At 66.1% G+C, this 13,515-nt stretch carries 10 protein-coding genes and 1 tRNA gene; 1 reads left to right on the plus strand and 10 read right to left on the minus strand.

Annotation, left to right across the window (positions count from 1 at the left end; translation table 11 throughout):
- Positions 1–50: 50 nt before the first annotated feature.
- The 6 genes from AC1PPK_RS00160 to AC1PPK_RS00185 form a co-directional block, all read right to left on the minus strand.
- Positions 51–1,475: a methyl-accepting chemotaxis protein gene (locus AC1PPK_RS00160; protein ID WP_481115827.1), complete on the minus strand. Its 1,425-nt coding sequence runs from the start codon at positions 1,473–1,475 to the stop codon at positions 51–53.
- A 113-nt stretch (positions 1,476–1,588) separates the two neighbouring features.
- Positions 1,589–2,620, minus strand: coding sequence for a universal stress protein (locus AC1PPK_RS00165; protein ID WP_481115828.1), 1,032 nt, complete (start codon positions 2,618–2,620; stop codon positions 1,589–1,591).
- Between the two features lie 10 nt (positions 2,621–2,630).
- Entirely contained in the window at positions 2,631–5,030 is a 2,400-nt protein-coding gene (locus tag AC1PPK_RS00170; RefSeq protein ID WP_481115829.1) for an efflux RND transporter permease subunit, read from the minus strand.
- A complete protein-coding gene (locus AC1PPK_RS00175; RefSeq protein WP_481115830.1) occupies positions 5,027–6,139 on the minus strand; it encodes a WD40/YVTN/BNR-like repeat-containing protein in 1,113 nt (370 codons plus the stop codon). The genes AC1PPK_RS00170 and AC1PPK_RS00175 overlap by 4 nt, the downstream gene beginning before the upstream one ends.
- 149 nt (positions 6,140–6,288) lie before the next feature.
- A complete protein-coding gene (locus AC1PPK_RS00180) occupies positions 6,289–7,641 on the minus strand; it encodes a DUF1329 domain-containing protein (protein ID WP_481115831.1) in 1,353 nt (450 codons plus the stop codon).
- Between the two features lie 27 nt (positions 7,642–7,668).
- A complete protein-coding gene (locus AC1PPK_RS00185; protein ID WP_481115832.1) occupies positions 7,669–9,357 on the minus strand; it encodes a DUF1302 domain-containing protein in 1,689 nt (562 codons plus the stop codon).
- A 202-nt stretch (positions 9,358–9,559) separates the two neighbouring features.
- Between AC1PPK_RS00185 and AC1PPK_RS00190 the strand changes: the two genes are divergently transcribed.
- Positions 9,560–10,456: a LysR family transcriptional regulator gene (locus AC1PPK_RS00190; protein WP_481115833.1), complete on the plus strand. Its 897-nt coding sequence runs from the start codon at positions 9,560–9,562 to the stop codon at positions 10,454–10,456.
- A 6-nt stretch (positions 10,457–10,462) separates the two neighbouring features.
- Here the strand turns inward: AC1PPK_RS00190 and AC1PPK_RS00195 are convergent, their stop codons facing one another.
- From AC1PPK_RS00195 to AC1PPK_RS00210, 4 genes are all read right to left on the minus strand, one after another.
- The gene (locus tag AC1PPK_RS00195) at positions 10,463–10,918 is read right to left on the minus strand and encodes a flagellar basal body-associated FliL family protein (protein WP_481115834.1); all 456 of its coding nucleotides are present in this window, start codon (positions 10,916–10,918) and stop codon (positions 10,463–10,465) included.
- Between the two features lie 62 nt (positions 10,919–10,980).
- Positions 10,981–11,071: transfer RNA gene (locus AC1PPK_RS00200), tRNA-Ser, on the minus strand.
- Positions 11,072–11,127: 56 nt separating this feature from the next.
- Positions 11,128–13,164, minus strand: coding sequence for a sodium:solute symporter family protein (locus tag AC1PPK_RS00205; protein ID WP_481115835.1), 2,037 nt, complete (start codon positions 13,162–13,164; stop codon positions 11,128–11,130).
- Between the two features lie 12 nt (positions 13,165–13,176).
- On the minus strand, positions 13,177–13,440 hold the full coding sequence (locus AC1PPK_RS00210; RefSeq protein ID WP_481115836.1) for a DUF4212 domain-containing protein: 264 nt from the start codon (positions 13,438–13,440) through the stop codon (positions 13,177–13,179).
- Positions 13,441–13,515: the final 75 nt, after the last annotated feature.

Below are 13,515 nucleotides of genomic sequence, written 5' to 3' on the forward strand. Positions count from 1 at the left end.
GGCATCGGACGTGCCGTTCGTGGGTGTACTGTACTCTGCCACTTCTCCGACTAGGCGATACTGGCGCTGCGACCGGCGGCCAAAGCCCCGTAGGCGTCCTTCAGCGCCCGGTACGCCGGGCGTACCCGTTCGATACCTTGCGTGCGGATCCACGCCAGATCGCCGGCGCGGGCCCGCTCCAGCATGCCGCTGCGGACGCGGCGGTAATCCTGCAGGCAGCCCTTGAAACCCTGCACCGCCTGCCGCCCGGCCGCGTCCTGCACGCTGCGCTCGATCTGCGCCAGCTGCGCATCCACGACCCCGTCCAGCGCCTCGATGCGCTCCACGTGCGGCAGCGCCTGCTCGCGGTTGCGGGAATTGACCACCAGGATGCTGTTGGTACGCGTCTCCTCGATGGCGTCGAGCAGCGCCACCAGCGCGTCGCGGCGCACGTCGAGGGCCACGCTGAGGCCGTTCAGTTCCACAAGCCCCGTCATCAGCTGGCGCAAGCCCTCATCGCAGCCATTGACCCGCTCGTCCAGGGCTCGCGCCAGGCCCGCCACGCCGCCCATCTCGTCCACCAGGCGGCCGCCGGAGGCGGCTTCGCCGTTGGCCCGGCTGACGATGTTCTCCACCGCCGCCATCGTCTGGCTGGCCCCGTCGGCGATCGCCGCCAGGGTCTGGGCCGCCTCGCCGGTACTGTCGGCGCTGGCGCCGGCCTGGGCCTTCACACGGCTGAGCAGCACGTTGAGCCCGTCGCTGCCGCTCTCAATGGCGGCGATGATCTCGCCAACGCTGACCGTCGCCTCGCTGGTGCGCTCGGCGAGTTTGCGCACCTCGTCGGCCACCACCGCGAAGCCGCGCCCCTGCTCGCCGGCCCGCGCCGCCTCGATGGCCGCATTGAGGGCCAACAGGTTGGTCTGGCTGGCGATGCCCTGGATGATCTGCACGATCTTGCCGATCTGCTCGATGTGCGCGTGCACACCGGCGAATTCCTGCCCCACCGCCCCAACCACGCCGGCCAGTTCGCGCACGCTGTCCGACATCTCGGCCACCCGGCCGCCGCCGGACGAGGCCCGCGCATGGGCGTCGGCGGCGATGCCGAGCAGTTGCCCGGCCTCCGCCGACACCGCACCGATGCCGGCCGCCATGCCATCGACCGCCGACGAGGCGGCAATCGCCAGTTCCGACTGCTGGTCGGCGGTCTGCACCACGTCGGTGAAGGACGACACCAGCGTGCCGGAGGACACCATCAGGTTGCGGGCCAGCTCGCCCATGCGGCGGGCGGCGGCAACCTTCTGCTGCAGCAGCCCTTCGAGGCGGCTCACCGAGTCGGCGGCGCTGGCCGACGCGCTCGGGTCGTCGAGCAGGCCACGGATGTCGTCCAGTTGCCGCTGCACCTGGCGCAGCGGGCGGTGCGCCAGCACGAACACCAACCCGCAGGTGGCCAGCACCAGGATCAGGCCGATCCCGGAAACGAGAATCTCAGTCGTCATGGAATACCTTCCTTAGAACGGCGGATGGGAATGACAGCTGCGGGGGCCGACGTGTAGGCACGCCCCCGCAGGATCACCGGCACTCACTCAGCAGGAATGCGCCTCGCGGCTCTTCAAGCCGTCACGCCGCCCGCCTCGTCGTTCATCAAGCGCACGAACAGCTGCCGGAAGGCCAGGTCCTGCTCGCCGCCGACGCGGCAGTCGCCGTTCTGCCGGAAGGCGTCTTCGATAGCGCGCCAGTCCTCGTCACCGAGAAGGCGACGCGCCGCCGGCAGGATCAGCTTCTCTTCCGTGCTGATGTGCTGCCACTGGGCGTCGGCAAAGCGCTCGATCGCCGCGGCCAGCTCGCCCTGTCGCGCGGCGTCCTGGCGAACCTCCACCAGCAGCGCGTCGATCGCCGCCAGCTGGGCGCCACCGTCCCGGTGCTCCTGCTCCAGCGTGGCAATCAGCGCATCCAGCTCGCCGTCACGCTGGGCCAGCCGGCGGAACAGATGACGCTCTTCCTTCGGGTGATGCAGCACGTCCGGAAAGGCGCGGATGTAATGCAGCAGCGCCGCGACGAAATCCAGATCCGGCGCTTCGGCCGTGTCAGCCTTCAGGCGCGCAGCCTGAAGGCGCAGGCCATTGACGACGGCGGCAATGGCGCGGTGCTCGTCCTTGATGATGTCGATGGCCGCGCGGGCCACATCGTTGGCGACGTTACTCTCGATGCTGGCCACCAGCACCGGCAAGCTGCTGTGAGCCAGCACCTTCTGGGTCTGGGAGCCGAGCACCAGGCCGCGCAATCCGCGATGACCATGGGAGGCCATGAAGATCAGGTCGCAGCCGCACTCCGCGGCGACGGACAGGATCAGTTCGTAGGGCCGTGCGCCGCAGCGGGCCAGCGCCGCGCAGTCCAGTCCGACGGCCCGCGCGGCCACCAGGGCCTTGGCCAGGATCGCGTTGGCCTCGCCGGCTACCGTGGCGGCAAAGTCCTCTGGCGCCAGGGTGCGCAGCAGCGCCCCGTCGCCGCTGCCGCCCACGTCCTCGCGGGCGGTGAAGAAAGTGATCCGCGCCTTCAGCGCACGGGCGAAATCGACGGCCTGAGTCACCAGGCTGGAGGACAGTGCCGAACCGTCCAGGGGTACGAGTAGATGCGTGTACATGACAGTTCTCCTAGACGACCACGGCCTTTTTCTGGCGCAGCAGGAAGTGCCCCAGCGCCGGCAGCAGGATCAGCGCTCCGAGCATGTTCCAGATGAACATGAAGGCCAGCAGGATGCCCATGTCGGCCTGGAACTTGATCGGCGACCAGGCCCAGGTGGCGACGGCGATGCCCAGCGTGATGCCGGTCAGCACCACCACCTTGCCGGTGAAGGTGAGGGCCTTGTAATAGGCTTCCGACAAGCTCATGCCCCCCTTCAGGCGGGCCAGCGTGACGGTCATGATGTACAGCGCGTAATCCACGCCGATGCCGACGCCGAGGGCGATCACCGGCAATGTCGCAACCTTCACGCCGATGTTGAGCGCCACCATCAGCGCCTCGCACAGCACCGAGGTCAGCATCAGCGGCAGCACCGCGCAGATCACCGCCCGCCAGGAGCGGAAGGTGATGAAGGCCAGCACCACCACCGCCAGATAGACCAGGCCGAGCATCTCCACGTTGGCCTTCTTGACGACGATATTGGTGGCCGCCTCGATGCCGGCGTTGCCTGCGGCGTTGAGGATGCGCAGATCGTCGGTGGCATGCCGCCCGGCGAAGTCCTCGACCACCTTCACCACGCTGGTGAGGGTGTCGGCCTTGTGGTCCTTGAGGTAGGCGTACACGGTCAGCAGGTCGCAGTTCTGGTTGAACATCTCGCGCGGGGCGCGGGTGATGATGGCGTTGAGATTGTCCTGGGAGCGGGGAATCTCGAACCACTTCAGGCTGCCTTCGTTCATGCCAGCGTTGGCAACCTTGGCCAGGCCGGCCAGCGAGCTGGTGGCCTCGACGCCGGGCAGCTGCTGCAGCTCGCGCTCCAGCGCATCGACGGCGGTCAGCGTGTCGTAGTGGGCGCAGGCATATTGCGGCGTCTTCACCATCACGATGTACACGTCGCTGCTGGCCGCGTAGTTGGCCACCATGTAGGCGTTGTCCCGGTTGTAGCGGGAGTCCGCGCGCAGCTCCGGCGCGCCTGGGTCGGTGTCACCGATCTTCAACTGGAAGCTCACCACCAGGCCGGCGAGGCCCATCGCGGTGCCGGCCAGCACGGCGATGGTCGCCCACTTGCGCTGGGTAAAGAGGTCGAGGAAGGCCCAGAACGGGTGCTTGCGGTGCGCGGTGTCGCCGGCCTCGGCGATCTCCGCCTGCAGGCTGCGACGGGCGGCCTCCGGGCTGACCCCGGTGTAGGACAGCAGGATCGGCAGCAGCACCAGGTTGGTGAAGATCAGCACCGCCACGCCGATGCTGGCGGTGATGGCCAGATCCTGGATGACCTGGATGTCGATCACCATCAGCACCGCGAAGCCCACCGCGTCGGCCAAGAGCGCCGTCATGCCGGCCAGGAACAGGCGGCGGAAGGTGTAGCGGGCGGCCACCAGCTTGTGGGTGCCGCGACCCACGTCCTGCATGATGCCGTTCATCTTCTGGGCGCCGTGGCTCATGCCGATGGCAAAAACCAGGAAGGGCACCAGCACCGAGTAGGGGTCCAGCTCGTAGCCGAGGGTCGGCAGCAGGCCGAGCAGCCACACCACCGCGATCATCGAGCACAGCACCACCAGCAGCGTGCTGCGCAGGCAGCGGGTGTACCAGTAGAGCACGGCGGTGCAGATGGCGATGGCGGCGGCGAAGAACAGCAGCACCTGCTGCAGGCCTTCGATCAGGTCGCCGACCACCTTGGCGAAGCCGGTCACGTGGATGGCGATCTTGTCCGACTCGTACTTGGCGCGCAGCGCCTCGATGCGCTGGGACAGCTCGTGGTAGTCGATGCGCGCGCCGGTCTCGGCGACCTTGTCCTGCAGCGGCACCAGCACGATGCTCGATTTGTAGTTGGCCGCCACCAGCTGGCCGACCTCGCCGGAGCGCTCGACGTTGAGGCGCACCTGGGCCAGGCTCTCGGCAGAGCCGTCATAGTCGTCGGGCACCACCGGGCCGCCGTCGAGACCATCTTCGGTGACGCCGGTCCATCGCACCGACGGCGCCCACAGGGACTTCATGTAGGGGCGGTCGACGCCGGGCAGCAGGAACAGCTCGTCGGAGATCTTCTTCACCGTGTCCAGGTACTCGGCATCGAAGATCGTGCCCTCCTTGGCCTCCACCGCGATGCGTAGGCTGTTGCCCATGCCGGCCAGCTGGCTGCGGTTTTCGAGGAAGTTGACGATGTAGGGGTGCTTCGTCGGGATCATCTTCTCGAAGGCCGCGTTCAGCGACAGGCCGAAGGCCTTGTAGCCGAGGAAGACGCTGACCAGCGCGCAGAGGACGACGATAACGAGCCTGTTGTTGAACAGCAGGCGTTCGGGCAGGGAGCCGGAGCGGGGATCGAAGGCCGTGAGGTCGCGGATCACCACGCCGTCCGGAATATCGTGGGCGTGACTCATTTCTTTGCTTCCGCAGTGAGGGTGGCAGGCTCCACGCGGCTCAGGCCGCGGGTGCCGGAAACGACGAGGGCGCCGTCGGCGGCCTGGACCATGCCGGTGAGGCCGGTGGGCAGGGAGGTAGCCAGCGGCGTGAAGCGACTTGCCGCCGCGTCGCCACGCAGCAGGCGGCCGCTTTCGTCGGCCAGCAACACGGAACCATCGGCCAGTTTCAGGCCGGCGGTCAGCGTGACGGGCTGGGCCAGTTCGACCTGCGCCCAGTTGGCCCCGTCGCCGCGCCACACGTTGCCGCGCAGGCCGTAGGCCAGCAGGCTCTGCCCGCCGAGGCCCAGCGCGCCGAAGAAGGTGCCGGCGTACGGCGTCTGCAGGCGCTGGAAGCTGGTGCCACCGTCGGTGGAGCGGAACAGCACGCCCTGCTCGCCGGCGATCAGCACGCCGCCGGCGTCCTGGCCGACCGCGTAGAGATGCTTGCCGCCCGGATTGGGGATGCGCGTCATCAGGGACTGCCAGCTTTTGCCGCCGTCAGCGGTGGTCAGCGCCAGGCCGTAGGCACCGACGATCCAGCCGTGCTGCGCATCGGTGAAAAACACGCCGAGGAAGGGCTTGTCCGGCCCGTCCTGCAGCAGGCCTTCGGCTTCGCGCAGATGACGGGCCGCCCCTTCGCCGCCGGTAGCGAGCTGCGCGCGGGCGTTCTCGGCGACGATCAGCGCCGCCTGGCGGCCGTCGAGCTGGCGCTGCCATGTCTCGCCGCCGTCCGCGCTATTGAGCACCACACCGCTGTGGCCGACCGCCCAGCCGAGCTTGTCGGATACGAAATGCACTGCCGTCAGCGCCACGCTGACCGGCACGCCCTTGGCCTGCCGCCAGCTGCGCCCGTCGTCGTCGGACAGCAGCACCAGACCTCGTTCGCCAACCGACACCAGGCGCTTGCCGGCCCGGCCGACGGAGAGCTGCAACGAATGGGCGGCACGCGCATTGAGCTGGGCCGGTTGCACCAGCAGGTCCGGCACCGCACGGCTGTCAGCCGCATCAGCGGCCGGCGTCAGCAACGCGAGCAAGGAAATGGTCGCGGCGAGGCGCAACGACCGACGACCGGAGAAAGAGGATCGCATCTTGAACACCTGTTCCGCGGCACCGCCGCGCGGTACCGGTGTTCGCGACACCGGCCACGGCAGGCCGCCGGGAAACCAAGGGAAGAACCGGGGTCGGCCGGACCCGGCACGGATTGCGCGCCAGGCCGGCCTTCCTGGGGAGGGAGAACTCAGCGGGCCGCTTCGGCCGCCACCGCGTCGCCGGTGAAGTAGGTTTCCTTCTTGCGCGGCACGATCTTGAAGTCTTCGTCGTTGAGCGCCTGGATCACGCTCATCGTTCCCGCCTGCAGGTTGAAGACGGTGGCGGTCTTCATCATCGTGCCCGGCAGCGCCGGCACCACGAAGGGGGTGACCTGGGTGGTGCGCCACAGCTTGCCCTCGGCGTCGAAGCCGTCAGCCAGCGCGATCAGCCAGGTGTCCTCGTCCAGGTAATAGCGACGCTTGGGCACCGCATGGCGCTTGCCCGGTGCGACGGTGGCCTCGACCACCCACACGCGGTGCTTTTCCCAGCGCACGTGGTCCGGGTTGAGATGGTGCTTGCCGATCGCGTCGTCCAGCTTGGTGCCGATGAAACCGTTGTCGTTATACGGAATCAACAGCTCCTTCTTGCCGATCAGCTTCCACTGGAAGCGGTCGAGGGCGCCGAAGAAGCCCTGCACCTCGTCGAAGTAGTTGGCGCCGGAGGCCACGAAGTCCGGTGTATCGTAGGACACCGTCGGCGCGCGGCGCACGCGGCGCTGGCCGACCAGGTACTGCCAGGCCTGGCGGGACTGCTTCATGTCGATGCTGTCGCGGATGACCAGCGACTCGCCGGCCTTGAACGGCGGCTCCAGGGTGTTGAAGCGGAACATCGCGTACTCGCCGGACCAGCTCTCCGGCGTGGCGTCCTTGTAGTACTGCGGGTACTGGAAGGCGATCTCGTTGCGGGTCGCCAGGGTCTTGCTGCCGTCGGCGTTGCCGACGATGTTCTTGAAGCGGTACTCGATGGACTCGGCTTCGAGGCGCATCAGGTAATTCCACATCACCTCCACGCCCTCCTTCGGAATCGGGAAGGGCGTACCGCCGATGCAGCCTTCGAGGGAATAGCCGCCGTCCTTGGTCTTGCAGCGGGTGGCATTCTTGAAGACGTTGTCGTACACCTCCTGCGGTGCAGCGGCGGTGCGGTGGGACGGATAGACGTCGACGCGGAAGCTTTCGGGGTACTTGGCGAGCAGCGCCTTGGTGCCGTCGGACAGCAGGTCGGCGTACTGGCCGGCGTTTTTGGCGGTGACCTGGAAGAGCGGCTTTTCGTCGGTGAAGATCTGGGTCGGGATCACGCCCAGCTTCTTGCCCGGCAACGGCTTGGTGATGCCGCCATTCCACGCAGGGATGCTGCCGTCCTTGTTGGCGGCCTTCTCGCCGCCCAGCGGGGTCAGCGTGCTCTTCAGCTTGGCAGCTTCGTCGGCGCTCACCGCGGCGTGGGCAGCCTGGCCGCCAGCCAGCAGGGCCACCAGCGCGGTGGCAAGAATCTTGGTCTGGTTCATGTTTGTCTCCTCGTTGCTTGAAGCGAATCAGAAGCTGCGCTGGATCGACAGAGACACGAAGTCGCGGTCGCCATGGAAGTTCTGGTAGGACAGCTCGGGCACCGCGGTGCCGTAACGCACCACCGAGCCGGCAGATCCGATGTAGTGGGTGTAGTTGAGGCTGCCCTGCCAGGTCTTCTGGTAGTCGGCCTTGACACCGATGCTGACGTTGCCGCCGTGCTCGGACGGGAACAGCGCGCCATTCACCGACGAGCGGCCACTGATGCCATAGCTCATGCCGATCGGTACCTGCAGGTCGACGCCGGGCACCACCTGGAAGTACTCGGGCTGGAAGATGAACTGCAGCGCGCTGGCGTCCTTGGTAGCGAGCGGGTCGAGCTGGTCGGCGTTGTCGCTGATCGACAGGCGCCGGTTGTAGGCCAGCTCGCCAAGGAAGGACGCGCCTTCCCACAGGGCGCTGGCGCCGAACACGCTGATCGCCGACATGTTGAGGTGCATCGTCTTGCCGACCGGATAAGCCGCGCGGCTCTTGCCGTTGGAGTCGGCGCCGGTGATGACGGCGTTGCCGGAGGCCACCAGCGGCATGTTGTCGCGGAAGGACAGCTCGGCCGCCACGTTGGTCTCACCGACCAGGGTGCTGACGCTGGCGCCGACGGTGCGGATGTTCTCGCCGAAGACCATCACGTAATCACCGACGCTGCCAGCGCGCACATTGACGCCGGGGCGCGCGTAGAACTGGGGCATCTTGTCGTGGAACTGAGCCGCATAGAAGCCGTACTCCGCGTCGCCCGATTTGAACTTGATCTGGAAACCGCCCTGGCCGGAGTTGCGCGGCTCGATGTCCTGGCTGCGGTAGAGCACCGCGCCGGGGCCGAGGATCAGGGATTCGCCACCCACGTCCACGAAGTCGGCGAAGCTGAAGTAGCTGCCCGCCGCCGGCAGGCGCGTCTTGCGCCATTCGAGCTGGTAGTAGGCGCCGATCGACACGGTCGGACTGAGCTGAACCTGGGTGGACAGCTGTCCGACCGGACGAGCAATTTCCTTGAACTGGGAGTTAGGAACCGACAGGGCCTTGATCAGGTCGAGGGGTGTCTGCGCGCCTGCAATGCCGTTGTTGCCGAAGAACAGACTCTCGCCGTAGAGCTGCGTGAAGCGGCCGCCCTTCACATTGACGTTCATGTCGCCGGGCGCGAAGTTGATGTAGCCGAAGGCGTCCATCAGCTCGGCCTTGCGGCCGTGCAGCTGCTCAGTGCCACGGGTGAACTCGTCGTAGCGGACGGAGCGGGAATTGACCAGTGCCCCACCGAGCGCGCCAGGATTGTCGTTGCCGCGGTTGTAGACGTCGTCATACCAGGCCGCGCCGCTGAGACGGAAGCCGAAGTCCTTCTTGTAACGCATCTCCAGTTCGGACAGCAGGTCGAGGCGGTTGGAGATCAGTCCTTTGCCGAAATTGAGGTCACCGTCGTTGGTGTTGGCCTGGGGGCCGATGGAATTGTCGGCCACCGAGGAGTTGGCATTGCGCACGCGGAAGGCGGTGCTGTACTTGACGGTGTTGTCCCAGGTCAGGGCCACATCGGGGTTGCCCGTGTCGAAGGTGACCGCTTCCGCCCCACCGCTGCCCAGCAAGGTGAGCGCCAGCGCCGTGGCGAGGTGCAGCCTGGCTTGGCGCAGGCGAAACGGGGCCGCATCGGCGGTCCGGAAAGGACGCTTGTTCATGTCTTCCTCCTCATGCGTGATGTGTCTTGCGTCTGCTTGCCCGTCTGGTGGCGAAGGGCGCGGGCCTGAATCGCAGCGGGTTGGTGCGCAAGTTATCGAGCGGGAGGATTACCGTCCAATACCATTATTTCCCCTTCTCAATACCCTACAGGTATCATCAAAAGGACAGGCTGGCCGCTACATGACAAGGGGGAATCGAAACGTGGATCTACGTCACCTGCGCTACTTCGTCGCCGTTGCCGAGGAGGAGAACATCGGGCGGGCGGCGGCGCGGCTGCACATCTCGCAACCACCGCTGACGCGCCAGATCCAGCAACTGGAGGAGGAACTGGGCGTCACGCTATTCACCCGCACGCCACGCGGCATGGAACTGACCCAGGCGGGGGAACTGTTCCTGGAGGAGGCGCGCAACATCCGTGCGCTGGTGGAGCAAGCCACCGAGCGAACCCAGCGTGCCGGCCAGGGCAAGCTCGGGCGGCTGGACGTGGGGATCTTCGGATCGGCGATCCTGGATGCGATCCCGAAGCTGCTGCTGGCTTTCCGCAACCGCTATCCGGACGTGAAGGTGGTGCTGCACACGATGACCAAGGCCGAGCAGATCGAGGCCCTGCGCCAGCGCCGCATCTCGGTAGGCTTCAACCGCATGCTGGCCCCGCTGGCCGACCTGGAGATCAAGCAGGTCACCACCGAAACCCTGCTGCTGGCCGTTCCGGCCGAACATCCACTGGCCGCCCAACCGGTGATCCACTTCGCCGAACTGCAGGATCACCCGATGGTGCTGTTCCCTACCGGCGCGCGGCCGAGCTTCATCGACAAGGTGATCGGCCTGTGCACCGACAGCGGCTTCCAGCCGCTGATCTCCCAGGAGGTGGGCGATGCGGTTACCGGCGTGGCGCTGGTGGCCGGCGGCTTCGGCGTGTGCCTGGTGCCGGACTCGGCAACCACGCTGCAGTTTCCCGGCGTGATCTACCGGCAGTTGGCCGACACACCGCCGAACTTCTATGTGGACCTCAGCTGCATTTACCGCAAGGACGACCAGTCGCCGATCCTAGCGGCCTTCCTCGATACCGCGGAGCGCTACCGGGAAGAGACGACCTGAGCCGTCTTACTGGACGATGAAGGATGTGAACAGCGCGTGCTTGACCGGCCCCTCGGCCGGCTTGCGGCGCCCCTGCTTGTCGATCCTGCCCGGAGTGCCGATGGTGGAATTGACGGCATCCTTGACCTCTTCGACAAGGTCTTCGCGAGCCTCGGTCGTCTTCAACTCCGCCCCTGAATGGGAACCGAGCAGCAGCAGGATCTTGTGGCGGATGATCGGCATGTAAGCGGTGATGATCGACCCCATCGCCGGGTCGCTGAGGCGGAGGGTGATCGCGATCTGGATGAAATGGCTTTCCCCGCCCGGATCCGGCGCCAGATTGGTGGTGATCACCTCCAGCGGCACGAACTCACCGCCCCCCCCTTCTCCTCCACCGTGTTCATTGGCGAACGCCGGCACCGCCGTTCCCGATATGAACACACACAGCAGTAAAGCTCGAAGGATCGCACGGACGCTCAGCATGGACGGAAGCCTCTTCGGTCGGTACATAGCAAAAACGCCCCTTCCGGGGCGTTTTCTGAATTTGGCGGAGAGGGCGGGATTCGAACCCGCGTCAGGGTATTACCCTGAACACGCTTTCCAGGCGTGCGACTTAAACCGCTCATCCACCTCTCCTAAGTGGAGGCGGCACTATATATTAGATTTAAAAAAAGTCAAAGCTTTTTTTGAAATCATCTCGATTGGCCCTCCCCGTCCGGCTGTCGCACAAAGTCCACCAGAGCCTGCACCTCGGCCGATGGAGGCGGGGTCAGCAGGCTGACGACGGCGGTGACAATGAAGCCCACCGGCACGCCGAAGACGCCGCAGGAGATCGGATTGATGTCGAACCAGGCCGCCTCCATGCTGCCGCCGAAAAAGGTATGGGTCCGCGCGATGTAGAACAGCGTGACGCCCAAACCGGCCACCATACCGGCCACCGCTCCCCACTTGTTGGCCCGCTTCCAGAAGATGCCGAGCACCAGCGCCGGGAAAAAGGCCGACGCGGCAATCGAGAAGGCCAGGCCGACCATGAACAGGATGCTGTCCGGCCGCATCGACGCCACCCATGCAGCAACCACCGCCACCACCAGCAGCTGCGATTTGGTGATCACCAGGCGGCGCTGGGTGGACGCGTGGGGATTGATCATCTGGTAGTACAGATCGTGGGACAGGGCGTGGGAGATGGTCAGCAGCAGCCCGTCCGCGGTGGACAGCGCCGCAGCGAGTCCACCCGCCGCCACCAGGCCCGACACCACGTAAGGCAGGCCGGCGATCTCGGGCACCAGCAGCAGGATCGCATCGCTGTTGATGGACAACTCTGCCAGTTGCAGGATGCCGTCGCCGTTGATGTCCTCCACCCGCACCAGACCCGTGCGCGCCCACGATGCCACCCAATGGGGCAGCGTCGCGATGCTGGAGCCGACCAGATTGCTGTACACCTCCCACTTCGCCAGGACCGCGTAGGCCGGTGCAGTCAGGTACAGCAGGGAGATGAAGAACAGCGACCAGAACACTGAGTGGCGCGCCTCGCGAACTGTCGGCGTGGTGTAGTAGCGGGTCAGGATGTGGGGCAGCGCCGCCGTACCCACCATCAGCACAAAAGCCAGCGCAAGAAAATTGTTGCGCGCACTTGCCTTGCTTTGTGCATCGTTGCCGGGAAAGGCCTCCGCATGGGCCACCGGATTGACGGATCTCGCAAGGCTGTCCTGGCGGACTTTCTCCCACTTCAGACGCGCCTCGTCGGGCGAGTGCGGCAGATCCCGCAAAGCGCGCTCGGCGGCGGCGATCTCCCGCGCCGACGCACCGGTGATGCGCAGCTCATTCACGCGCTGGACTTGCGTGATGCGCTCGGCTGCCAGGGACTCGGGCAGATCGGCGATCTTCCGCGCGTACTCGTCGGCCCGTGCCCGGTACTGGGCATGTACGGCGTTCTCCCGCGGCTCGGAAAACAGTTCGAGCTCCTTCACGCCCAGCTCCTGCAGCACCCGGCCATACACTGCCTGAGGCACCGGCACGCCGGTGATCTTGTAGGACAAGATGGTCACCGGCACCAGATAGGCGACGATCAGGATCACGTACTGGGCGACCTGAGTCCAGGTCACCGCCTTCATGCCCCCGAGGAAGGAGCACACCAGCACGCCGGCCAGGCCGACGAACACGCCGATCTCGAACTCGATGCCGATGAAGCGGCTGGTGATCAGGCCGACGCCGTAGATCTGCGCGACGACATACACGAAACTGGCCAGCACGCCGGCAAACACACCGACAACCCGCGCGAAGTGCCCTTCATAGCGTGCACCGAGGAAGTCCGGGATGGTGAACTGGCCGAACTTGCGCAGGTATGGCGCCAGCAGGATCGCCACCAGCACATAGCCGCCGGTCCATCCGATCACGAAGGCCAGACCCTCGAAACCGGCGTAATACAGGGTGCCGGCCAGGCCGATGAAGGACGCGGCGCTCATCCAGTCCGCCGCGGTAGCCATGCCGTTGAACACTGCCGGAACGCGCCGGCCGGCGACATAGTATTCAGACACGTCTGAGGTGCGGCTCATCACGCCGATCGACGCGTAGATGGCGATCGTCGCGAACAGGAAGATCTGTCCGATCCAGTGGGGTGTCAGCCCGAAACGCTCCCCCACCGCCAGCAAGCCGACGAAGGCCACGAAACCGAGGGAATAGAGCAGGTAATAACGGCGCAGACGGCGGGAGAACGCGGCAAGGGAAGTCATCCGGCAGGGGCCTCAGCGATCGTCGCGCACACCGAACCGGCGATCGAGCCGATCCATCCAGTTCGCATAGACCCAGACGATCGCCAGGAATATGAGCAACGCTCCCTGGGCGGCCATGTAGAAACCGAGTGGCCAACCCATGAAGTCGACGGTATTCAGCTCTCCAGCAAACCAGGCCGGTAGGAAACTGACCGCGGCCCACAGCAGCAGCAAGGCGCCGGTGAGGCGCAGCGTGGCCCTCCAGTAGGCCTGCCTTCTCGCGTCGATATCACTCATGCATCACTCCCCTGTGCGGCGACGGCGTCTGACTGGCGGGCCCGGACAAGGCCCGAGTATAGCGTCCGGCCGTAT

It is taken from the genome of Zoogloea sp. JDB1, assembly GCF_056724025.1.

Coding starts and splice junctions, on each gene's coding strand:
- AC1PPK_RS00160 (WP_481115827.1), bottom strand. CDS start 1,475: ATGACGACTGAGATTCTCGTTTCCGGGATCGGCCTGATCCTGGTGCTG.
- AC1PPK_RS00165 (WP_481115828.1), bottom strand. CDS start 2,620: ATGTACACGCATCTACTCGTACCCCTGGACGGTTCGGCACTGTCCTCC.
- AC1PPK_RS00170 (WP_481115829.1), bottom strand. CDS start 5,030: ATGAGTCACGCCCACGATATTCCGGACGGCGTGGTGATCCGCGACCTC.
- AC1PPK_RS00175 (WP_481115830.1), bottom strand. CDS start 6,139: ATGCGATCCTCTTTCTCCGGTCGTCGGTCGTTGCGCCTCGCCGCGACC.
- AC1PPK_RS00180 (WP_481115831.1), bottom strand. CDS start 7,641: ATGAACCAGACCAAGATTCTTGCCACCGCGCTGGTGGCCCTGCTGGCT.
- AC1PPK_RS00185 (WP_481115832.1), bottom strand. CDS start 9,357: ATGAACAAGCGTCCTTTCCGGACCGCCGATGCGGCCCCGTTTCGCCTG.
- AC1PPK_RS00195 (WP_481115834.1), bottom strand. CDS start 10,918: ATGCTGAGCGTCCGTGCGATCCTTCGAGCTTTACTGCTGTGTGTGTTC.
- AC1PPK_RS00205 (WP_481115835.1), bottom strand. CDS start 13,164: ATGACTTCCCTTGCCGCGTTCTCCCGCCGTCTGCGCCGTTATTACCTG.
- AC1PPK_RS00210 (WP_481115836.1), bottom strand. CDS start 13,440: ATGAGTGATATCGACGCGAGAAGGCAGGCCTACTGGAGGGCCACGCTG.